Source organism: Dehalobacter sp. DCA (assembly GCF_000305775.1).
GTDB classification, from domain to species: Bacteria; Bacillota; Desulfitobacteriia; order Desulfitobacteriales; family Syntrophobotulaceae; genus Dehalobacter; species Dehalobacter alkaniphilus.
In genome coordinates this window covers 1,206,642-1,229,189 of sequence record NC_018866.1, presented here as the reverse complement: position 1 = coordinate 1,229,189, position 22,548 = coordinate 1,206,642, and the positions used below count along the sequence as shown (strand labels likewise).

At 39.5% G+C, this 22,548-nt stretch carries 22 protein-coding genes and 1 pseudogene; 14 read left to right on the top strand and 9 right to left on the bottom strand.

The annotated features are described in order from the left end of the window. Positions 1-32: 32 nt before the first annotated feature. From DHBDCA_RS05780 to DHBDCA_RS05770, 3 genes are read right to left on the bottom strand one after another with little or no spacing between them, the layout of a single operon-like run. Complete coding sequence (locus DHBDCA_RS05780; protein ID WP_015043255.1) at positions 33-1,046, bottom strand: site-specific integrase; 1,014 nt, start codon at positions 1,044-1,046, stop codon at positions 33-35. Beyond that, positions 1,033-2,019 (bottom strand): tyrosine-type recombinase/integrase, encoded by a 987-nt coding sequence (locus tag DHBDCA_RS05775; RefSeq protein WP_015043254.1) that lies wholly within the window; start codon positions 2,017-2,019, stop codon positions 1,033-1,035. Before DHBDCA_RS05775 ends, DHBDCA_RS05780 begins: the two co-directional genes overlap by 14 nt. After that, positions 2,012-3,247 carry a site-specific integrase gene (locus DHBDCA_RS05770; protein WP_015043253.1) on the bottom strand — a complete coding sequence of 412 codons (1,236 nt, stop codon included), beginning with the start codon at positions 3,245-3,247 and terminating at the stop codon, positions 2,012-2,014. Before DHBDCA_RS05770 ends, DHBDCA_RS05775 begins: the two co-directional genes overlap by 8 nt. A gap of 142 nt (positions 3,248-3,389) precedes the next feature. Between DHBDCA_RS05770 and DHBDCA_RS05765 the strand changes: the two genes are divergently transcribed. The 3 genes from DHBDCA_RS05765 (at position 3,390) to DHBDCA_RS05755 (ending at position 6,552) form a co-directional block, all read left to right on the top strand. Beyond that, positions 3,390-4,442, top strand: a complete 1,053-nt coding sequence (locus DHBDCA_RS05765; protein WP_343205473.1) for a group II intron reverse transcriptase — start codon at positions 3,390-3,392, stop codon at positions 4,440-4,442. Positions 4,443-4,846: 404 nt separating this feature from the next. Then, positions 4,847-5,740: a hypothetical protein gene (locus DHBDCA_RS05760; protein WP_015043251.1), complete on the top strand. Its 894-nt coding sequence runs from the start codon at positions 4,847-4,849 to the stop codon at positions 5,738-5,740. Positions 5,741-5,865: 125 nt separating this feature from the next. Continuing rightward, positions 5,866-6,552 carry a hypothetical protein gene (locus tag DHBDCA_RS05755; protein ID WP_015043250.1) on the top strand — a complete coding sequence of 229 codons (687 nt, stop codon included), beginning with the start codon at positions 5,866-5,868 and terminating at the stop codon, positions 6,550-6,552. 226 nt (positions 6,553-6,778) lie between these two features. On the opposite strand, the gene DHBDCA_RS05750 is transcribed toward DHBDCA_RS05755, so the two are convergent. Both DHBDCA_RS05750 and DHBDCA_RS05745 read right to left on the bottom strand, forming a co-directional pair. Next, a complete protein-coding gene (locus DHBDCA_RS05750; protein WP_015043249.1) occupies positions 6,779-7,090 on the bottom strand; it encodes a pyridoxamine 5'-phosphate oxidase family protein in 312 nt (103 codons plus the stop codon). A 40-nt stretch (positions 7,091-7,130) separates the two neighbouring features. Further along, the gene (locus DHBDCA_RS05745; protein WP_015043248.1) at positions 7,131-7,748 is read right to left on the bottom strand and encodes a DUF1638 domain-containing protein; all 618 of its coding nucleotides are present in this window, start codon (positions 7,746-7,748) and stop codon (positions 7,131-7,133) included. A gap of 355 nt (positions 7,749-8,103) precedes the next feature. Between DHBDCA_RS05745 and DHBDCA_RS05740 the strand changes: the two genes are divergently transcribed. From DHBDCA_RS05740 to DHBDCA_RS05720, 5 genes are all read left to right on the top strand, one after another. Then, the gene (locus DHBDCA_RS05740; protein WP_242824980.1) at positions 8,104-9,618 is read left to right on the top strand and encodes a reductive dehalogenase; all 1,515 of its coding nucleotides are present in this window, start codon (positions 8,104-8,106) and stop codon (positions 9,616-9,618) included. A gap of 18 nt (positions 9,619-9,636) precedes the next feature. Then, positions 9,637-9,954: a hypothetical protein gene (locus DHBDCA_RS05735; RefSeq protein ID WP_015043246.1), complete on the top strand. Its 318-nt coding sequence runs from the start codon at positions 9,637-9,639 to the stop codon at positions 9,952-9,954. Positions 9,955-10,147: 193 nt separating this feature from the next. Next, complete coding sequence (locus tag DHBDCA_RS05730; protein ID WP_015043245.1) at positions 10,148-11,494, top strand: FMN-binding protein; 1,347 nt, start codon at positions 10,148-10,150, stop codon at positions 11,492-11,494. A gap of 63 nt (positions 11,495-11,557) precedes the next feature. Further along, positions 11,558-11,956, top strand: coding sequence for a NusG domain II-containing protein (locus tag DHBDCA_RS05725; protein WP_193352139.1), 399 nt, complete (start codon positions 11,558-11,560; stop codon positions 11,954-11,956). Between the two features lie 154 nt (positions 11,957-12,110). Continuing rightward, entirely contained in the window at positions 12,111-13,004 is an 894-nt protein-coding gene (locus DHBDCA_RS05720; protein ID WP_144020274.1) for an FAD:protein FMN transferase, read from the top strand. A 549-nt stretch (positions 13,005-13,553) separates the two neighbouring features. Here DHBDCA_RS05720 and DHBDCA_RS05715 read toward each other — a convergent pair. Continuing rightward, a pseudogene (locus DHBDCA_RS05715) lies at positions 13,554-14,411 on the bottom strand (transposase); the annotation flags it as partial. Here DHBDCA_RS05715 and DHBDCA_RS15940 point away from each other — a divergent pair. The 4 genes from DHBDCA_RS15940 (at position 14,343) to DHBDCA_RS05700 (ending at position 18,421) form a co-directional block, all read left to right on the top strand. Then, positions 14,343-14,588, top strand: coding sequence for a helix-turn-helix domain-containing protein (locus tag DHBDCA_RS15940; protein WP_081580508.1), 246 nt, complete (start codon positions 14,343-14,345; stop codon positions 14,586-14,588). The pseudogene DHBDCA_RS05715 and the gene DHBDCA_RS15940 sit on opposite strands and share 69 nt — an antisense overlap. Positions 14,589-15,096: 508 nt before the next feature. Further along, positions 15,097-16,326, top strand: a complete 1,230-nt coding sequence (locus DHBDCA_RS05710; RefSeq protein WP_015043240.1) for a sensor histidine kinase — start codon at positions 15,097-15,099, stop codon at positions 16,324-16,326. 365 nt (positions 16,327-16,691) lie between these two features. Then, complete coding sequence (locus DHBDCA_RS05705) at positions 16,692-17,336, top strand: cobalamin B12-binding domain-containing protein (protein WP_015043238.1); 645 nt, start codon at positions 16,692-16,694, stop codon at positions 17,334-17,336. A gap of 5 nt (positions 17,337-17,341) precedes the next feature. Continuing rightward, positions 17,342-18,421, top strand: a complete 1,080-nt coding sequence (locus tag DHBDCA_RS05700) for a uroporphyrinogen decarboxylase family protein (RefSeq protein ID WP_015043237.1) — start codon at positions 17,342-17,344, stop codon at positions 18,419-18,421. Here DHBDCA_RS05700 and DHBDCA_RS05695 read toward each other — a convergent pair. Further along, positions 18,357-19,133, bottom strand: a complete 777-nt coding sequence (locus DHBDCA_RS05695) for a LysR family transcriptional regulator (RefSeq protein WP_051014022.1) — start codon at positions 19,131-19,133, stop codon at positions 18,357-18,359. The two genes, DHBDCA_RS05700 and DHBDCA_RS05695, sit on opposite strands and share 65 nt — an antisense overlap. A gap of 124 nt (positions 19,134-19,257) precedes the next feature. Here DHBDCA_RS05695 and DHBDCA_RS05690 point away from each other — a divergent pair, with 124 nt between their 5' ends. Together DHBDCA_RS05690 and DHBDCA_RS05685 are read left to right on the top strand one after the other, a co-directional pair. After that, entirely contained in the window at positions 19,258-19,929 is a 672-nt protein-coding gene (locus DHBDCA_RS05690) for a haloacid dehalogenase type II (RefSeq protein WP_015043235.1), read from the top strand. A gap of 62 nt (positions 19,930-19,991) precedes the next feature. Then, positions 19,992-20,303 (top strand): metallophosphoesterase family protein, encoded by a 312-nt coding sequence (locus tag DHBDCA_RS05685; RefSeq protein WP_051014019.1) that lies wholly within the window; start codon positions 19,992-19,994, stop codon positions 20,301-20,303. A 1-nt stretch (position 20,304) separates the two neighbouring features. On the opposite strand, the gene DHBDCA_RS05680 is transcribed toward DHBDCA_RS05685, so the two are convergent. Both DHBDCA_RS05680 and DHBDCA_RS15555 read right to left on the bottom strand, forming a co-directional pair. Next, a protein-coding gene (locus DHBDCA_RS05680) for an IS3 family transposase (protein ID WP_144020272.1) occupies positions 20,305-21,425 on the bottom strand; the annotation gives its coding sequence in 2 pieces (ribosomal slippage) (positions 20,305-21,176 and positions 21,176-21,425; 1,122 coding nt in all). Between the two features lie 626 nt (positions 21,426-22,051). After that, the gene (locus tag DHBDCA_RS15555) at positions 22,052-22,468 is read right to left on the bottom strand and encodes a TOTE conflict system archaeo-eukaryotic primase domain-containing protein (RefSeq protein WP_015045250.1); all 417 of its coding nucleotides are present in this window, start codon (positions 22,466-22,468) and stop codon (positions 22,052-22,054) included. Positions 22,469-22,548: the final 80 nt, after the last annotated feature.

Genomic DNA, 22,548 nt, shown 5'->3' with positions numbered 1-22,548 from the left:
TTCATCAAGATTTACTTTGCATAATATCTGGACTACTTGAGATTCGAAAGCCAGACAAGTAATGCAGCATCTTTATTCCAATCAGGAAGATTACTATCTACCAAATCTGGATAGGCATTCTCAATAGCCTTGCGTTTCAACTCAGAATCACACTTTGCATAAATTTCGGTGGTTTTGATATCCTCATGCCCAAGAAAGTCTCGGATATAGATAAGGTTGACACCGGCCTGCAGCAGGTGCATGCTTTTCGAATGTCGAAACATATGGGGCATCACTTTCTCCGGCACAATCGTGGATATCTTTCTTGCTAAACTAACGTACTGAGAAATAATGTAAGCTATGCCTTCCTTTGTGAGCTTGTTGTGCTGCTTATTAATAAAGAGAGGATAATCACTTTTCCAGGGCTTATCAAGGGAATTCTCCTGAATATAATGCTCCAACAAAGTCATAGTGTTTTTCATCAGTGGAACCCTTCGTACCTTATTACCTTTTCCTGTAAGGATAAGTACTGCTGGATTATTGAGTACAACATCACGCACCTTGAGGTCGGCTAATTCCTGCACCCTGCATCCGGAGTCGTAAAGGACGCTTAACAGTGTTAGATCTCGTCTGCCTTTTGATGTCATCTTGCCAGGCTGTGATAATAAAAGTTTCATTGCCTCAGGCGTCAGATGTGGTACCGATGGTTTGGATGTCTTCTTAATTGGTATGGCTATTACCTTTTGGAAATGAAGTATTCCTGACGGTTCTTCGTACTGTGCATACCGGTAAAAGGAATGTATGGCTGCAAGCCTCTGATTCCGAGTTGCAATGCTGCACTTGCGACTTTTTTCAATCCATTCCAAGAAATCAGTAATCAGCCCATTTGTCAGCATACTCATCTTCAGCTTTTCGACAGGGATGTCCCTCTGTTCCTGACAATACCGGATTAATAATTTAAAGGTATCACGGTAGGACGCTATTGTATTTCTGCTTGCATTTTTCTGCCCGGGCAGATATATGGAAAGGAATTCTGTAAGGTAGGTAGCAAAATCAGTCGGTTTCATCGGCACTACCTTCCAGTCTTGGAATGATGTCTGGATAACATCCTTCCAATTTGATAGATATGTCCGGAAAAACATCAGCAGTCAGCCTAAGGTAATACGCTGTTTCCTCAAAAGAATCATGCCCCATATATGTTTTCAGTACTGGAAGATATGCTGCAAGGTCTTTTCCTTGTATAACCCATTTTTTTAGGCAGTGACACGCGTATGCATGTCGAAAATCTTGGACTCTCGGTCCTTTTCCCCTCCCGCCGTGAGAAATGCCAACTCTCCATAAAAAACGCCTGAAATTGTGGTAAACGTTCCCTAAAGTCATTGGTTTTCCATTTAATCCTGGGAAGAACCAATCAGTTTCTTTTAAGAACATATGCACATTCGCAGAAAAATTCCGGCATCGTTCTGTAAGTTCGTCTGACATCGGAACCAATCGGCTGTTATCTTTCTTTGAATGATGAATGGACAGTATGCCTGTTTCAAGATTCACATCTGATACTTTCAGGAGTCTTGCTTCTGAGGAACGAAGGCCACAGGAATAAACCATACGAAAGAATACTGGCATGATGAGGTGGCGATATGGACATTCACTGACATAGTGGCATTGATCTGTCTCATGGAAGAAACGCTGCAGTTCATTTTCCGTATAGATATGAGGCACATATTGTTCTTCCGTGGGGTAATAGCCTTTCGGTAGGACGTATGCGCCAATCTCCACACTGTCCATATATATGGCAAGTTGCCGTAGGATCGAAGCCCTCGTACACTGATTGGCCTGTGCCTCATAACTTTTTTTTGAGCACCAATCTAACACTATTTCCTTTGTAAGCATTGTTGCTTCAGGATATTTTTGTTCAGTAAAGGAAGAAAACCGCAATAGATGCCTTGCTTCTGCCTCATATTTGTAGCCGATTGCTTTCTTCAGGGAGACATGGTTTTCAATATGCTCTGCAAATGGTCCTTTAAACAGGTAATTACTCATACACATCCACCTCCGGAGTACCTAAACAGCATTCCTTCAGTTTATTGACATCCACTTTCAAATAAACAGCCGTGGAGTCCGTGTTGGTATGACCCAGTATATCTGATATAACAGCAAGAGGGGTGTCATGCTCAAGCATTCTTGAAGCCGCCGTATGGCGAAGCGAATGCATACCCCGGTGCTTTTTCAAGGTCGGCAGATGGGCAATCCGCATATAATCTCGAATTAACTGATGCAGATGATCACTTTCTGAAAAAGGCAGAAATGGTGCCAAATGTCTCACAAATACAATCGGTGAATCAATTTTGGGCCTGCCATATTTCAGATAATCGATGACAGCCCATCCCACTTCAGAAGGAATTGGTAGGTTGACTGTTTCCCTTGTTTTTGACTGGGCGAATATCAGTTTATTTTCTTCCCAGCGGAAACAACCAAAAGTAAGGTTTTTGATATCATTAACCCTAAGACCTAACACGCAAGCTAGAAGAATAATGGCATAGTCCCGTTTCCCCTTTGGATTTCCACGGTCAATGGCACCTATCAGTAAGTCCAATTCTTCTTTCGTCCAGACAGATGGGATGCGTGTCTGTTTACGAGCCTGAACCATTGGTGTCTTGGATGCCAAGTCTGTTTTCAGGATGTCCTGCTCCTGTAAATATCTTAAAAATGAACGTATGGAACATATGATTTGTTCCACAGTTTTATAGGTATACCCAGCTAGTGTTCGGATATAGCTGTTGATAACAGGGAGCCTAATATCATAGCAGTGACTGATTCCTTGAGAAATAAGATAATCCATGAAACGCTGCGATTGTTTCACGTAATGTTCAACCGTCACCTTGGAATAATCTTTGCGTTCGCAGTATTTTTTGAAATCGTTGCTGATATCTATGTAATACGAATCGGTAAGCAATTCTCGATGTTTATAATACCGTCTTAAAACAGTGCGGTGGAGCTGGAAGTCGCCTACTATCCGGATGACACGCAGCTCCTGAGTATCGCGCTGAGAAAGAGTTTTTTCAAAATCCTTTTTCCAAATGTCGAAGTATTTTTCAATGAAGTCAATTCCAAGCTGCTCGCTGAAGTATACTTCAGCACGTGACTTGGCAAATTCCATAAGCATCTGCCAACGCCGGCGATAAAACTTTAATGTAGCTTCTGTATAGCCGAGGCGCTTCATTTCCTGCTCAAGTTCTTCTAGAAGTACTGGTAACGGTTTGTTATGCATAAGAATCCCTCCAAAAAGATATTTTGAGTTAATTACTCATTATCATTTTGGACATTATGCAAAGTAAATTTAACATAACTTCAGATTCCATCAGTGTTTCACGACTTTACTTTGCATAACTACTTTCTTTGCATAAGGTGGAATAATATCTCCTCTTTTAGCAAACATTGCCCTTCACGGCATGGAGCAAGAGTTGGGGATTAACTATACTCTGGTTCACCACGGGAAAAAAACCAGCTATGAAAACCACACCCCCTACACAATGTGTATATATGCTGATGATTTTGTAATCCTGTGTGAAACGAAACAGGAAGCCGAAAATCCTTACACGACACTAGGTAGTTACCTGCGTGACAGAGGTTTAACGCTATCGGAAGAAAAAACAAAAATAACCCATATCTCCGATGGCTTTGACTTTCTTGGCTTCAATATTAGGAGATACACGACACACACAGGTGCAAAGTTGCTGATTAAACCGTCAAAAAGCAGTATCCGCAGTTTCAAGACAAAGGTTGCGGATATTGTAGAAAGCTCATACGGTAACAATGTGCAGACTCTAATCAATAGGCTGAACCCTGTAATCATCGGCACTGCTAACTACTGGTGCAGAACGGTCGCAAAAGAGATCTTCTCTGCTATGGACAACTATATTTGGAAGAAGATATATCGGTTTCTAATCCACTCCCACCCCAAAAAGGGCTGGAAGTGGATTAAAGCCCAATACTTCAAACCGGACAAAACAGGACAGAGCAGAAACAAGTGGATTCTGACAGACCCGAATACTGGCAATCAACTTAAGAAAATGGCATGGACGCCTATTGTCAGGCATCAGCAGATCAAGTACAACTACTCCCCATATGATGTCACTCTCAAAGAATATTTTGCAAAGAGAGACCAACGGGAATTTGACTTGAACAATGTAGCCTATCGGCAGAAACTAGCTAAAAAGCAGAACTACGTTTGCCCCATGTGTAGAATGAGCATAGTGAATTTTAAGGAGGACCTGGAACCACATCATAAACATCCTGTAATACAGGGTGGAACAGGTGCATACAAGAACCTTCAACTAGTTCACAGTTCATGCCACATAGACTATCACAAGGCATTCCCAACAAAGGGAGAAATCCCAATGCCAGCACAAATTGCCCAGTATTACAAAGTTATCAAGGGCAAGAGATTGGCGGGAGTGCTTTAAATCACTTTTGGAGAAAGGTATGCTTGAGCCGTATGTTGGGAAATCAACACGTACGGTTCTTAGGCGAGAAAGAGGGAGCAATCCCTCCGACTTAGCCGGCAAAAAGTGGAGATCATATCAAAGCTTTACCTATTGCTATTCGAGGGTGACTGAAAGCCTTGGTATGAGCGGGTTTGAGCAGGCATATAGTCTTTTTGGAGTAAGAGGCGTACGCAGAACTATATTTGATTTGTATTGCGGGTCGTCTTTTGGACATTCTGGCTTTGTTTTCCGGAGAAATAGCAGCTGTTTTAAGCTATTTTGGGAGGAATTAGAGGAAGCATGTAGAATGAAAGAGGAGAGTAGGTTCTGTTACGTAGGGAAAATGCGGAAATAATAAGCTGTTTTCTAGGGGGTGATCCTATTTGGTCAGTAAGCATGAGCTTTATCATTCGCATTGTGACGAAACATATAGTACATCAATAAAGTTCATTTCCGAAAATCAGGGTTTTGAGCAAAGGCTGCATTTAAATCTGCTGATTTATGAAGAGATAGGTGATTTGATTCCATTTACCAACGTGAACCTGGATTCGGGCCATTACTTTCCATATTCGGAATCACAGTGTGAATTAAGAAGTTCACTTGAATTAGCCCTTCAGGGCTTCTACTCATATGCCTTTTTTGCTTTGAGATCATTTATGGAATTAGGGATGTTGGGGATTTCCTTCGCTGCTATTGATTGTGAGCATATTGAAGTCCAACCTTGGCTTCATTCGGAGGGACGTACACCGGGGCAAAGAGACATATTCAAAAGCCTTGATAGAATTGAGTTGTTTCGAAACTTCGACACCAAATTCAAGCTCAGAGAACGGGTGTCGAAAACCTTGAACGAACTAGGAGGATTTGTTCATACTAGGGGGTATGGATACAGTTCACAAGCATTAAATTTGGCCAATTATAGCACGTTCTCGCAAAAATCACTTCAAATGTATGAGTCTTTTATGACAAGGGCAGTGACTGATGTTGTTATTACTATGCTGTTGAAATATCCGATTGGTTCACAGTCCTTACCAATATTTGAGAAGTTTGGGTTAGAAATTCCGTTAGGTGGATTTCTAGAAGAACACCAAGTCGCTTTGATATTTTCAATAATTCCTGAAGATGAACGGGAATTTCTTAATACTATAAGTGAGCAAAGCAAAGATGTTCAAGCAATTCTAAACCATATCAATAACCTTCCGGACATAACAGAGGATGAACTGGATCAACAATTAGAAAGACATGAAAAGTTCATGTCTCCCTATCGAGCGAAGAAATAACAAACAATGAAAGCTATGATCTCTTTGAGTCCTAGAATGTCGCACCTTGTGTGGTAAGACCCGCCGGGGTGGCTGTCTTGGTGAACGTGTTCGTTTTATATGATTGACTAAAAGGAGCACACGTTGTGGATTTAGCAAAAGAATTTTATGATTGCATGGAAAGTGTTAGCTCTACCGTTTTAAATCGAATCAAATTATTACAAAAATTTGCAAATGCGGGTCAAGGGTTATTGTGCGTGTGGGCAAGCGGTTGCTTATCCCGTACGCTTGGAATCCTGAGTATTTCTTTGGAGTTTGATAAATTAATAGAAACAATTACTAATGTAGATGGTTATGATTCTTTATTTGCAATGTCAAAGGCTTCATATTGTTATTTGAATATCATGAGTCTATCCCATGATATGCTAGATAACATTGGTTATATTTACGGCATCAATGTTTGCAATAAACAAAAAGACGAAAAAGCATTGTCCTTTAACAGTCTTTTCAGTAAAGTCGGTAAGTTACAGACATTATCTAAAAACGAACAATTGAACCAAGCTGTTCAGTTGTTGTTTGATTCAAAAGAGTATAATGACTTAGATAACAAATTCAAACATAGATATTCACCTGGGCTAATATTTTTAATGCAGCCAGAATCCTTTGTTAGAGCGCTACCGGATTCGCTCAGTGGTAACCTTGTTGATTTTTTAGATCATGGCGCGGTTCCAGTGGATAAGGCTTTATGTGATGTAAGGAAGCTTAGAGATAACGTGTTACCTGTTGCTTTAGAAATAATTATTATTCTATTAGAGTACGATAGAATAATTTGAAAACTTGGGAACCCCTCCTCCCTAGACAATTCTCTTCTAACGGGACCAGAAAGTTACGAGGACCAAACGCGATATCTTCTTCTACTGTCCGACCAATGATTTGAGATTCAGGGTCCTGTAGGACAAGCCCGAGGACCCTTGATAACGACTGCACCGAGGTCTTTCTCACATTATGACCGGCGACGCTAATCTGTCCCGAGGAAGATTATTGTGCATTTAGAAATTTCTAGAGCAGCTTTTGTACTTTATCTGCTTTAAATAATACCAGTTTCTCTTCTATACAGGCTTGGCCCTCAAGCCTGAAGCCTTTGGGTCCACCTTCCATTGTCGCTATCACAACCTGCATCTTTCCGTTATCCTTGATGTTCTGTTGGGTAACTTCCATTTTATAAATACCAAACCCCAGGATGTCCCCATCTCTGACTTCCGCTACCTTTCCCACTATGATCATGTGCGGGTCTCCATTAGTGGAAACAGTGGTAATGGGAATAAACGGAGCATTTGATATAACTTCTTTAATTTCTTCAGTTAGAACCATGTAAATTCACTCCTTAAATATTTTTCGAGTATTTACTCAATTAAACCGCTGTAAGGGGAGGCTTTTGGGCTAATGCTTCTTTTAAAGTTTCAAGCACGTGCTTCTTAAAAACGTCTAGTTCGACTCTCTCAATTTCGATTGGTACCTGAGTATATTCATAAAACTCCAGGATATCCACATGATTAAACTCCGAAACACCAGTGTCTAGAAGTAAAATTTTATCATAGAAACCAAAATTCTGTCTGGCGTCTATTTCGTCCCAGCCCTGTCCATGCCTGAATATATTTTGCCAATTCCGCAACCAGCCTGAAGTAAGATAAAAAACCCGAGCGGATGCCTCTAACTCCTTCTGTCTTTCCTGACCTAAAACCAATTCAATACAATTCTTGGGTTGCTGCCTAATAACGTGAAATTTTTCCGTAAATTCGCTAAGCTCAGGATGGCATATAGAACCGAAAAAGAGGACTATCTTTTCTTCGGTCACCTTATCCAGTGCTTCAGTGATGCCATCTTTTAGTTTAGTATAGTCTACGTGCAAAGCCGGGGTTGTATAAGTAACTTTGAACTCGTCAGAAGATGCCCATTCCGCTTTTATTTCCTCTAGTGCTCGCTCAAGCTCAAGTTGAAAGATACCACAGGCGACTATGCGCACCTCCATATTAATATCACCTCTTCTCTGAGCTATTTCATACCTCAAGTTATTGGATCAAACAACTTAACTTGACTCATTTTAACATAGGGTTTAAAAGCAATATGTTAGATACTTTACAAAAATCAAAAAAGGCCTCAGTATTGTTCAATAAAATGTATATAACTTTGTATAGTGGACCTCCTTCATCGAAAATTTAACTTGGAACACTGGCTGCAACTGATTTTCGACAACTTTAAAGAGTAGTTCATTTTTGATTTCGCCAGCGATCTTGGAGATAAGATTTGGACGAAAACTTGACAGAGAACTAGTGATATGGTATTTTAATATTGTACCAACCGGTAGGTACAGGAAGGTGATGAACTTGATAGATAAACGTCAAGAGATTGTAGAAGCAGCGGCTGCTCTGATGCACTCGAAAGGACATGAAAACACCAAACTCAGCGATATTCTAAAGGAGGGTCAACTTATGGAAAAAGAAAAATGTAACAATGATGAGCCGGCAACAATGGACAAGGAAAAAAGTAACAACGATAAGCCGGCAACAAAAATTAATCGCAGACAATTCCTTAAATTTGGAGCTGGAGCTTCTTCGGGTATTGCAATTGCCACTGCAGCTACTGCATTGGGAGGGAAATCACTTATCGATCCCAAACAGGTATATGCTGGAACGGTCAAGGAACTGGATGAACTTCCCTTTAATATCCCGGCAGACTACAAACCGTTTACCCATCAAAGGAATATATGGGGCCAGGCTTTATTGGGAGTACCCGAACCTCTAGCACTCAGAGAGCGTTTTGCTGAAGTAAGATGGAATGGTTGGCAGACAGATGGTTCGCCCGGTCTTACTGTACTTGATGGTGCGGCTGCTCATGCAAGCTGGGCCGTTGATTATTATCTTAACGGGGAAAATAGCGCCTGCAGGGCCAATAAAGGTTTTTTTGAATGGCATCCCAAAGTGCCCGAGCTGAACTTTAGGTGGGGCGATCCGGAGAGAAATATTCATTCCCCCGGTGTAAAAAGTGCCGAAGAAGGAACGATGGCAGTAAAAAAAATAGCTAGATTTTTCGGCGCTGCTAAAGCTGGGATAGCGCCTTTTGACAAACGTTGGGTTTTTACTGAAACGGCTGCCTTTGTTAAAACGCCTGAGGGTGAAAGTCTGAAATTTATCCCTCCGGATTTTGGGTTTGAGCCCAAGCATGTAATCTCGATGATTATCCCACAGTCGCTAGAAGGAACAAAGTGTGCCCCGTCCTTTTTAGGATCAGCTGAATATGGATTAAGTTATACCCAGATTGGATATGCTGCATTCGGTTTATCCATGTTTATTAAAGATCTGGGATATCATGCGGTTCCAATCGGAGCTGACAGTGCATTAGCTATACCTATAGCTATTCAGGCGGGTCTGGGGGAATACAGCAGGTCGGGGCTAATGATTACGCCTGAATTTGGTCCAAATGTTAGACTCTGTGAAGTATTTACTGACATGCCTTTAAATCATGATAAACCTATTTCATTCGGAGTAACTGAATTTTGCAAAACCTGCAAAAAATGCGCTGAAGCATGCGCCCCTCAAGCTATTAGCTATGAAGATCCTACCATTGATGGACCTCGTGGGCAAATGCAAAATTCGGGAATAAAGAGATGGTATGTTGACCCGGTGAAGTGCTTTGAATTCTGGTCGCGTGATAACGTCAGAAACTGCTGCGGAGCTTGTATAGCTGCTTGCCCATTTACTAAGCCGGAAGCCTGGCACCATACCTTAATTAGGAGTCTAGTAGGAGCACCTGTTATTACTCCATTCATGAAAGATATGGATGATATTTTTGGATACGGAAAGCCGAATGATGAAAAAGCGATAGCAGATTGGTGGAAATAATAAAAGGAGGTAAAGAACATGGCCCTGATGACTTTTGTCCTGGGATTGTTGGTTGCTAGTTTTGGTTGGGGCGTTAACATCTGGAGGAAGAATACGAAATTTTCAATTACTTGGCTTGGCTGGACAGGAATTGCCTTAAGCTTTATGGTTTTATTGTTTACTATTGCTTGGTCATGGAGCTGCCTTTTAGAGGGTACTCCTCAAGCTGCAGGAGTAGGTTTTCTTATCTTTGGAAGTATTACGGTTGTTATCGGGGCATTAAGCAGGACAATAATTATAAGAGGAATTCCTGCATCTAAAAAAGATCATACTGGTGGCATAAGTCAGAGTACGTAAAGCCCTAAGCAATGTAAATAAGTAAATTGATAATATAGTTATCATAATTGGTTTTAAGATTAAAAGTTTTATTAGAACGAAGGGGGAGGGGGAAGCGCTTCCCCTTCCCATGTGTTTATGATCTCCAACAAATATTATCGTAAATTCAGGCATAAGAACATCCATTTGGTACAAAAGATGGGGTAAGGTCACAATGATTAACAAAAAAGTAGAGAATAAAACAAAAAATGTGATTAAGATCATTGCTGTATTGACATTAGTAATTTCATTATTTGTTAGTTGGGTGTTACCCGAAAAAGATTTACTGCCATTTGCCAAAGAAGTCCTTCCTCAAGCCCAATCCTTCCAAAAGGTTGCGTCTTCTCCTTTAACATATGAGGGAATAGTTCAAGGTGAGAATGGAAAGACGCAAAGAGTTGGCTATGTAGTTATTGATCAGGCGGTGGGTTATGGCGGCCCGATTAAGATGGCTACAGGAATTGATTTGGAAGGGAAAATCCAAAAAGCAATTATTGTAAACCATAAAGATACACCTTCTTTTGTTCAGATGGTTTTGAACCATGGCTATCTTAAGCAGTTCATTGGCAAGGACATTACTGAGTCATTGAACATTGAAAAAGATATTGATAGTATCTCCGGGGCAACGTATACCTCCCGCGGAATAGCTAAGGCAATCTCCCAGGGAAGTCACGCTGTAGCAAGAACCCAGTTTAAATTGGATGTTTCGGATGAGGAAGTTGCTTTTAAGTTTGGTGCAAAAGAGATATCTGTACTGTTGCTCGTTATTTTGATGCTAATTGGGGTTGTATTAAAAAACAAAAAATTAAGATGGGTAACCTTAATTGGCAGCCTAATCTTTATAGGTTTTAAATTTAATACTCCTTTTTCTCTGGCTAACGTGGCGGCGCTATTAATGGGTAATTTCCCTTCCATTCGGGAGAACCTGGTCTGGTATATTCTGCTGATCGGCATGCCAATTATTACCTTTGTGGTTGGTAGAAACCTCTATTGCTTCTGGCTTTGTCCGTTTGGTGCTTTGCAGGAAATTTTAAGTAAGATTGGCGGAGGCAGTTTTAAATGCTGTAACAAAAAAATAGAAACGAAAGCCTCTAAGATCAAATATTTCTTGGTATATTTTGCATTATTGGCTTCCATCCTACTTAGATCCCCCGGCTTTGCCGGTTATGAGCCTTATTCTACTTTATTTGGGTTACAAGGTTTTGGCATTGAATGGTTTATCCTACCCCTAGTGCTCTTTCCATCACTTCTAATCAGGAGATTCTGGTGTCGATTTTTTTGTCCGGGTATGGTCTTTAATGAATTTATTTTAAATTTAAGAAGCTTTAAAAAATTCATTAATGGGAGAATTGATAAATTGAGTCATAAAAAGATGACAGTTCTTGAAACAGTACACACTAAGGAATGCGGTACGTTGATGAAATTCGAGATAAATCTTAAAGACGTTGTGTTCTTGGTGTTAATTAGTAGCATTATTCTAATGATTGTAGTTAATATGTTTCAAATATATCTCAATCGATGACCTTATTAAGGAAGGCTGTCAGATCTGCAAGCGAAGCAGAGAAAGATGAGAGTGGAAAGATAAATGAAACATAATGAAGTCGATAAGCCCATAGATGAGATAAGTAGGCGTAAATTTTTGGTCGGTAGTGTGGCCGCAGGCGCTCTTGCTATGGGCGGTGTTCTGGCTGGTAATAAACATATTTTTGCGCAATCGTTCGAACGATTGAGAAGCGACCGTTGGGAAGTTTCAATCGATGGAAAAGTTGTGAAGGAAGGTTTGATCCCTCTTGAAATCAAGCAGGAATTGTTGATCCCTGTCCAAAACGGAACCGCACGGATCGTATTCGATCAGGGACGAATATATTTACCTGAAGACAATAACATCTGTGAAAAAAAGATCTGTTCCTTGATGGGCTCGATCACGAAGTCCGGCGAGACGATCACCTGCCTTCCCAACAAACTGGTAATACGCATTCTGTAGATAGTATTTCTTTGGAAAATTCAGCATAAGGACTTGTGATATGAAAGTAGGACGATTTCTGAAAATATCTCTCATTTTGTTTTTCACCTGCCTGTGTGGGTGGATTGGATTCATACTATATAACCAAAATGTGCATTATCAGGAAACCCGATTTTTGTTTGATACTGAAGTCTCCCTAGAGGTGAATGGCTGGGGAGCTAAGAGCATTGGTTTACAAGCGTTGAACCGTATGAATGAAATCGATTCGAAACTCGATAAGTTCTCAAAGGGAAGCGAACTGGATAGGATTAACCAAGCTGCTGGAGTTAAGCCAGTTGAGGTTTCGGATTTGACTTTTGAGGCCATCCAACAATCTATAGAGGTTGCAGAGATGACCCAAGGCGCTTTTGATCCAACAATCGGACCGATTATGACCCTGTGGGGCTTTGGGTTGGAGGGGCAACACAGGGTGCCATCAGCTCAGGAGGTAGAGGCAACCTTGAAGCTGGTAGATTACAGGAAGGTAGTTTTGGACCAAGAGAAAAAGACAGTCTTTCTAGCTCAGAAGGGGATGGTTCTCGATCTAGGTGGTATTGCCAAAGGGTACGCTGTAGATCAGGCAGTAAGCATCCTTCGTAAGAATAGTATTACTTCAGCTCTAGTATCTGCGGGAGGAAACATTTTCACCATTGGCCAAAAAAGTGACAATAGCCCTTGGCAAATCGGAATCCGTAATCCTGTTGCTAAGGGAAAGGTAGTTGGCTATGTTCAAATGCAAAATCAAGACATAGATACATCAGGTGACTATGAACAGTTCTTCTGGGCTGAAGGGAAAAAATATAGTCATATTATGGATCCACGTACTGGTTATCCTGTTCAAGGAGTGAGTGGATCCACGGTAATCGTGTCTCAGGCTTCACAAGCGGATGCATTGGCTACGGCTGTTTTTGTGCTTGGTGCAGAGAAGGGTCTGAAATTGATAGACGAAGTGAATGGTTCGGGACTGGTCATCAATTCAGAAGGTGAGTTGTTTTTTTCTTCCAAGATGAAAGAGATATTTAAGAAATAGGTACTTATTTATGGCAGTAACCTGCTATTTATATCTAATAACTAGGGGAACATTTTATTACCTAGGGCGGTCTTTACCTTGTAGATGTTCCTCAGTACTACGTGGAAAACAGCCACTAGGCCACTATCGTTTGTGTCATCGATAAAACCTCTCACTTTGTGTCTTAGGAAGATTATCTCATGCACAAAAAAATGAAACTATGTAGGAATTATTTGACGCTTACGTTATCTGCGACTTATTCATTCGCACGGGTGGGTATCTACTCACTTAGTTAGCTTGGTCAATTATGTAATCAAAGGATGGATTTACAAATGGCTAAAGCTCTGATAATAAAAATATATAAACACATAGATTGGAACAGTTCTTGCAATGAAATTATTGAATATTCCATTAATATTTTATATTAATGATGTTAATTGGTTAATGACATTCTTTGAATGTCAGGAGGGCAAGTCTGAAATTGACAGTAACTCTAACCACCGAAGTAAATAGGTACAACAAATAAGCCATCGAATAATGGTTAAATGGGTAAATATGGTTTTTGGTTGGTTATGTTGCTACCGACATAATACGGTAACCTTGGGCTTTTGCCAATAAAATCGCTTGCTCTATCGTAATTTCACGTTCTACTGGAAGAACGTCCGATTTTTTGTACAATTCAGGGTTATAGGGCTCTTTGTTCTTCAAGATGTTATATATTGCAGTTAGCAGCATTCGTGCAATAGCAATAATTGCACGTTTGTGACCTCGACGCTTCTTTTTTAAGTAGCGGTTTCGGATTTCAGGGTGCTTATCACTTTTGACAACGGCGGTTGCACACTGTACTAATAGTGGCTTAATGTAACAGCCCGCTTTTGAAATCCTTACTGACTTTTTCTTGCCGGCACTCTCGTTATTAGTGGGAGTAAGTCCTGCCCAGGAACATAAATGCTTAGCTGTCGGGAATACGTCCATTTTTACACCAATTTCCGAAACCATGGCAATAGCGGAAAACAGGTTTTTAAACGACGGAACAGTTAAGATGAGGTTGGTTTCTTCTGAGTAGGACTTGGCAAGGGAAAGAATAATTGTTTCAAGGCCCGCTTTACACGAATTTAGGTCTTCGTAATGTCGCTGAATGACTTTTAATTTTCCTGCTTGTTCGGGTGTCATCAATCCGTCGATCGCGAGTTCGAGTTCAGGAACCTTCTTCTTCATGGAACCATGGATCAAAGGCTCGATGTCAAAAGAGGTATCAAGCGGATTTTCCAAGATCTTGTCAATGATGTTCATGGAGCTTTTACCGAAGGTATCTGAAACCACATTGCCAAGCTGAATATTAGAAACCGTTAAGCTGTTTTGAAGCCGATTTTTCTCGCTGGACATAAAATTAGTCAACTTAAACCGATAGCGCATCAGGTCGCGAAGGATCATGGAGAATTGACTCCAGAGGGATTGAAAATAAACATTATCTTAAGCTACCAAGAGTTGGCCAATCTGGTTAATGCTTCAAGAGTCATGGTTACTAATGTTCTTAACGAACTTAAACATGAAGGTGTCATTATGATTAATCAACGAATGTTCTATTTAGTGGACAATATGTAGTAAAAGGAATTTATAAAAACTGGATATAAATTAAGTTATATTTCAGAAGGAGTGTCTTACCAAAGACAGCTCTTTTTTTTGTAAAATACTTTACAGAAATATATTTCTTTAAAATATACACTTAAACCAGTCCACTAATAAAAAGGAGGTTTTAAAGAAATTACTATGCTGCTTAATGTTTCTTCCGACTTCTAGATTGAAAATTATTTTTGTTTCCTACTGAAATCTTGGAACTTTATCCTAAAGGTAGAGGATCGATCCTCGGTTTTGTAGAGAATAATGCAAGTATACGATACGAAAAGAAGGTGAAATAAATGTTTGATTCTGATCCACTGTTGCGAGCAGTTGATCCAAGTCTATTTCGACACGGCAACCGAGCATTTTTCAAGGCTTATTGATAAATTTTGGCCACGATCTTTGTAACTAAGGTTATGGAGTTGGGAGTATTATCCTAGAACTGCATAACTACTACTAATAATATAACTAGAATTGCTAAGGGGGAATGGTAGTGGCGCAAAGCAACGATAAAGCAAAGGCGATTAATAGAATAAGTACCATTATTGACAGGACATACCACTTAGCTGAGATTATTACACGAGAAACAATGCAAGAAATTAATAATATGTTTTTTAATGTCTTAGCGATTAATATTGTCTTCATTGATAACAGAGCAGTTCCCATATCTCCCCCATTAGGGTCTTTCCCTAATTGGTGCCAGTCCTATTTTGCTAATAAAAAGCATTTCTTTCAATGTTTATACTGTTTTGAAACGGGTTTGAAAAATAGTTATAACAATGAAAGTTCCAAGGTCTATAAAGGACATTGCGGTCTCACTCTAATTTCTGCTCCTCTATATTCCCGAGATGATGTTCTTTTAGGATGTTTAATTACCGGGCCAGTTCAGCTCATGGAAGCGGAATCTTTGCCCGGAGGGACAGATGGACCACACGAGAATTATTTAAAACATTTGAGTACTATCCCTAAGATTTCTGGTGATCGGTTTACAGCCGTTGCAAGATTAATTTCTACCTTGGCTAATTATCTTACAGTTTCCGAAAGTCTTTCCCGTTATCAACAAGAATTGATGTCCTATCAAGAGCGTCTGCTTCGAGAAATCCAAAAAACAGGCAATCTGGAAAAAGAAATTACTGAGTACCAGTTGATGCTGAAACATGCAGAACTAAGGGAACTGCAGGCCAAAATGAACCCGCATTTCCTTTTTAACGCCTTAAATGTAATCGCCCGATTGGCGTTTGCCGAAGGAGCAGTTGAGACTGAGAGAGCTGTTTTTGCTTTAGCGGATGTGGCCCGTTACGGTATCGAGGGAAATATCGAAATGGTCTTTTTGAAAACGGAATTAGATCATATAAGTTCTTACTTGAGCATCCAACAGTTAAGGTTTGGAAACCGGATTAACGTAAGAATCATAGTAAAAAAAGAACATCTAAACGTGAAAATTCTTCCTTATACTTTACAACCACTGGTAGACAATGCATTCAAACATGGGTTCGAATCGGTCCCCGGCAAACACCGCCTATTAATAAAGGTTGATGAGGATATCCAGGGAAATCGTTTGTTAGTCAATGTCATTGATGACGGAATAGGTATTGAAACTCGACGTTTTACCGAAAGTGATCACTGGTGCCATTGCCCTGGTTCCAGTCTGGAAAATATCCATCAAAGATTGAGACGGTCGTTTGGCGAGGCATATGGATTGCAGGGATATCAAAGGTACTAAGGTAACATTAATTATGCCGCTAGTTATAGGTAATTAGTGATACAGTTCACTATTGTCACTCATACTCCACCAGCTTTCTTAGCCATATCTTTGTATTCTTGGGATGCAAATCATCTTTTTCCATTTTCCTTTAAGATTATATTTTATCTATATTAAGTATTTAAGGATATCGATTAAACGAAAATTCAAAATTTTTCTCCAGATCAACAAAAATTAATCCAGAGGGACTAATCAAATAAAATAGAATCTATTATCTCAATAACCTTTTCCTAGACAAAACACTCCTTGGGACGGGTGAAATTTTTTTGAAGGTGGCCACTTCAAAAGGACTCAATTAAAGTAGAAAAAGAAAGGAATTAGATGTAATGAGCAAAAAAATTTTAGAACAGCTAACTGAAGCAGTTTCGAACGGTAATGATGATCTAACCAAAGAATTGGTGAGTCAAGGGATTGAAGCAGGATTAACTCCAACAGAAATAATCAATGGAATGTCACCGGGAGCCAGAGAAGCAGGTCGGAAATTTGCGACAGGTGAATATTTTCTCCCTGAGCTAATGATGGCTGGTGAGGCAATGAATGCCGGCGTACAGATACTCATTCCTTATATGACGGGTGATGCTTCTCCTAAATCTATCGGAAAAGTAGTAATTGGTAGCGTTGAAGGAGATGTCCACGACATCGGTAAGAATATCATTGCCGCGCTATTAAGGGCAGATGGTTTTGAAGTAATAGACTTGGGAGTAGATGTTCCAGCTGATACGTTTATTGAAGCGGTAAAAAAGGAACAACCGGAGATTTTAGGCCTTGGTTCTTACATGTCCACCACCCTAAAAGGGATTGAAGACACAATGGACCTGCTGGTCAAAGAATCTCTGCGGGACAAAGTGAAAGTGCTTATGGGAGGAGTAGCTGTATTCCCACAATATGTTCAACGGATCGGTGGCGACGGATATGCTGAGGACGCTGATGGAGCCATACGCGAAGCAAAAAGATTGATAGGTGGTGAATAATTAATATGGCCAGTAAAGAGCAAATAGAAATGGTAAAAAACATCATTGGCAAAAGGGACAAGGGCCAGAAACTGCAGCACATTGAGAGGATCATTCTGACGGTGTTCCAAGAACATGCCGATAGGATACCGACAGGATTTTTGTTCACGGAATGGATTGTCAACCGGTATGGTTACTCCTGCAGTGAAGCGGCCGCAGATCCCGAAAAGCATTCGGATGCGATAGTGAAATTTTTTGAAGAATTCGACTATGACGTAGTATTTCCAGGGATTGAAACGACCGTTGTCGAGGCTGAAATCCTAGGGTGTACTTTAAAGAGACCCAAAGATTCAAACCCTCAAATTGTTAAAGAAGCAATAACCTGTGAACGTGATGTTGAAGAACTGGAAGAAAAAGTGGCAGCTTTGGACGGACGTACCGAAGGGCGTATGCCGGTCAGACTGGAACTGTTTAAGCAGCTCGTGAAAAAGACAAAAGGTGAGTATGCAGTAATTGCCACGCCGATGCAGCCTCTCCCGGTGGCCGTACAAATCTTGGGATACCCTCTGGCCGTTAAATGGATGAAAACAAAGCCTCTTTTAATGCACAGAGTGGTTGAGGCATGTACCCAGGCAGCCATAAAGTTTGCTCAGGCTTTTAAAGAAACCGGGATTCATGGGATTACATCTATTGCAGCTTGGAACAGCGTGCCCAACTTTAGGCCGGAGCAGCTTTGGGAATTCGACACACCGTATCTGGCCAGAATGATTCAAAGTGCCAGTCCTTTGCCATTTATGCACTATTATTGGGGCTTGCACCTTCTTGGTGATGATTGGACAAGGTTTTTGGCCCGCCAGGCTTCAACAGGAACATATATCATGACAAATCTTGACCCTGATCCTCAGCAAGGACCCAGCAGGGATCTGAAGACTTTCCGCGAGCTTGCTAATACTTTTCATAAGGCTTATGCCGTGGGAGTCCATACAGAGTTGTTTAAAGAAGGGACACCGGAAATAATTGAAAATCGAGTCAAGGAATATATCAAAGGGCTGTATCCAGAAGCTTTTGGGCAATTTCCTGTTCTACTGAAATACGCGGTAAAATAGCAATTCCAAGACCACTCATTACAAGCTGTTTTATAGCATAAATATTATTTATTCCTATTATAGAGTGGGGATGAATATTTCTTTCACTTAATAATTCCTGAATCATTGCCCGATAAGTACAGTTTTCTTGTGTAATGATTAAATCTTGATTTTCAAAATCAAGAATACTAACTGAAGATTTCAAAGTTAGAGGGTGGTTGGGAGGAACAACCGCAACAATATCTTCTTCAATCAATGTCTCAACAACAAGGTCTGAGTAACTTACTTCGCGTGTCAGGAAAAAAGCAATATCAGCTTCGTTGTTATGCAATGCTTCATAAATTTCTTTTACTGATCCAAATTTTAAATTTACTTCAGCATTGGGGTATTTTTGAATGAAATTTTTTAATATAATAGGTAGACGTACAACGCTAAAGGATTCGTTTGCCCCGATTGTGATTTTACCAATTTTTGTATTTTTTTCGGAAAAAGAAGATAAAGCTTCAGACGAAAACTTTATTATATTTTCGGCATAATAGAGTAATTGCTTTCCTTCTTCAGTAAGTTTGATTTTATGCCCAAGTCTTTCAAATAGTTTTAATTTAAGCTCATCTTCTAATAGCTTAATATGAGTAGTAACAGTTGGCTGTGCATATCCAAGAAGTTCAGAAGCATTGCTGAAGCTTCCTGTTTTTGCTACTGCGGAAAATGTTTTTAATTGTTTTATTTCCATAGTTCATCACTCCTTTATAATTCGTATTATAAATTATAATAGAATATATTGAAACTATCAAATTTAATAATATTAGTTTGCGTGATATACTAAAAACAGAAAATGAGTAAATCAAAAGGAGTGATTGGTTATAATTAAGGCAATTCTATTTGATGCATATGGTACTTTATACGATGTGCATTCGGTTATGAAAAAGTGCGAAGAAATATATCCGACTAAAGGTAAGCAGATTAGTCAAATTTGGAGACAAAAGCAACTGGATTATGTATGGATAAAATCTTTGATGGATAAATATACAGATTTCTGGTCAATAACAAAAGATGCACTTATTTATACATTAGAAGAACTTGAGTTACGATATGATGAAGAATTGTTAGAAAAAATTTTAAATGAATATTTATACTTAAGCCCCTATCCTGAAGTGATAGAAGCGTTGGATATTTTTCGACCTCGAAAGCTGGCTATTTTATCAAACGGAAATATATGGATGCTTAATGAATTAGCAAAGAATACAACTTTAAACAAGTATTTGGATGACATTATAAGTGTTGATGCTTTTAAAGTTTATAAACCTGAACCTGATGCATATCGTTTGGCTGCTCAAAGATTAGGTTTCAATAAAGAAGAAATTTTTTTCGTTTCATCAAATGACTGGGACGTAGCCGGTTCTAAATCATATGGATTTATAGCAGGGTGGATTAACAGGCTTAATAAACCATTTGATCGATTTGGGATAAAACCTGATTATACTGATTCTGATCTGAAAGAATTAGCGCAAAAAATTAAAAATAAATAACTTGTTTTATTTAGGAACTGTTTACTGAAGTAATATTGAATAATCGCCTGGAGGAAAATGATATGAGCATTGCAGTTGCGGTAATTTCAGATATTCATGGGAATGTATGGGCTTTAGAGTCGGTGCTGCAAGATATAAGAAGACGAGGTATAGATTGTATCGTAAATTTAGGGGATTCCTTATATGGACCTATAGAGCCTTACAGTACAGCAAAAATACTCATGTGTGAAAAAATAATAAGTATATCAGGTAATCAGGATAGAATTATATTGGAATCCATAGGCGAAACTAATATACATCAGACTATGAGATATGTGTTGGAAGATCTAGATGCCCAATCGGTGGAATGGATAAAATTGGATTGTCAACAGTAAACTAGACAGATTTGTTAAGGTAAATGGTTTTATACTCCAGAGGACTAAGGTAGCCTAGTGTTGAATGAATTCGCTTTTCATTGAACCACTTAATATAAGACTTCAATTCATTCTCTAGGTGTTCCAGTGATACAAAGCGTCGGTTTTTCACAAGCTCTGTCTTAACTAGTTTGAAGGTAGCCTCGGATACGGCGTTATCATAAGGACAGCCCTTCATACTCAAAGAACGCTGAATATTAAAGGTTGAAATTACTTCATCAATTAGCTGGTTTTTAAACTCGCTGCCACGGTCTGTATGAAACATCCTAATATTATGTAGATTGGACTTCACGCTAGCAAAAGCCCGATATACCAGGGCAGCGTCTTTCGCTTTGCCACAGCTCTGTCCAATTATCTCCCGATTAAATAAATCAACGAGAAGGCAGATATAATGCCATTTGGTTCCTACTCGAACATATGTCAGGTCGCTAACAACGGTCTCCAATGGCACCGCTTTTTCAAATTCCCGATTCAATTCATTCTTGATTTCAGCTTCGTTGCATTTGGTTTTGAATGGCTTATATTGAGCTACTGTGTATGTTGAAACTAAGCCATTTTTCTTCATCAATCGACCGATTCGGCGACGAGAGACTGTTAAATTCTTCTTTTGAAGCTCAATCTTAATCTTTCTGGTACCATAGACCCGTTGATTTGATTCAAAAATCTCGATAACGTGCTGCTCAACATCGTCTTCAACTTCCTGATAGGTTGATTTGTAGTAATAACTACTGCGATTCACTTGTAGGACTTTACACATTGCTGATACCGAGTATTTGTGGGCATTTTGCCTTATCACGTCTACTTTCGTCCCATGATCAGCGCGGCTTGCTTTAAAATATCATTTTCCATCAACAAGCGCTGGTTTTCTTTGCGAAGTTTTATGAGTTCTTTCTGTTCATCACTAAGATTATCTTTTTCACGAAATGAACCTGTTTTCTCATGGTGTTTCGTCCATCTGTCAAAGGTTGAACCACCTATATCATATTCCTTCAGAATTTCGGCTCTCGGTTTGCCGTTCAGATATAACTGAACCATTTGATTCTTGAATTCATCGGTAAAAGATCTTCGTTCTCTTTTGGTCATTGTCTTTTGCTCCTTTGATTATTACTTTTAATTTACAAGACCTTAAGAAAACTGTCCAGTTTAGTGTAGCCTATTCAAATCATTAAGTAGTACATGTGTATTTCAAGATAATTATTTCCTCTGTCATGGTACACCTGAAGTCGATGATAAATACTTACTTGAAAATATTACTCAAAATAATATAAGTTTGCGACCTGAAATCGAATTGATAAAGGACCTGAAGAATATAAATCAGCAAATTATACTTTGTGGACATAGTCATATATCAAGAACGGTGTATGTATCTTCCGGAAAGATGATTATTAATCCAGGAAGTGTTGGATTACAAGCTTACGAAGATGACATACCATATAAGCATTCTATGGAGTCTGGCAGCCCACATGCCAGATATTCTATAATAACCAAAAAAGACGGAGACATAGAAGTGGAGAATATAGTAATTCCCTATTGTTATGAAAAGGCAGCCTAATGTGCATTCAAAATTGAAGTTGATCTTTCTCATCTGAAAAGGATCAACCTCATTCACCGCCACACCAATATATCCGAGATGTCACACTCTTCTTGGTTGAGCTGTAAAACTCCGCTGTCGACACGAGCCATATCCAATAAATTATTAATTAACCGGTTCATCCGTGTATATTTGGTTTGAAAATAAGATTTGCACCTGCTAATCGTATGGAATTAAGCATATCTAAAAAAGCAGACTTATCCTTTTCCTTATAATCCGTTTCCGGCCTTGTGACTATTGTGATCTTAGCCCCATTATTAATGCCGGAGGACAGGATATTGAGCATGTGATTTAGCTGTTTATCGATAGCTGCTAAATCAAAGATTGCGTAATCCTTATTCATGCAACCTGAACATTTAGTCTTAGGTTTATTGCAAACCTCTTTAGCCCACTCATTCAGGCAAACAGGCGAATATCCGAATTTACCCTCTTTGTTCTGCCATTTCCTTGCATATACATCATCCCTACCTCTGAACAGCGACATAAATAGATTAATTTTTTCCAGTGGAGAACTGTTATTGGTTACTTGCTCCAAATCATCTGCTCTATGGCTTGGGGGAATTAATCACACCAAATATACCATGCCGCCAAGGGGGTTCCAGAGGGATGCGGCAT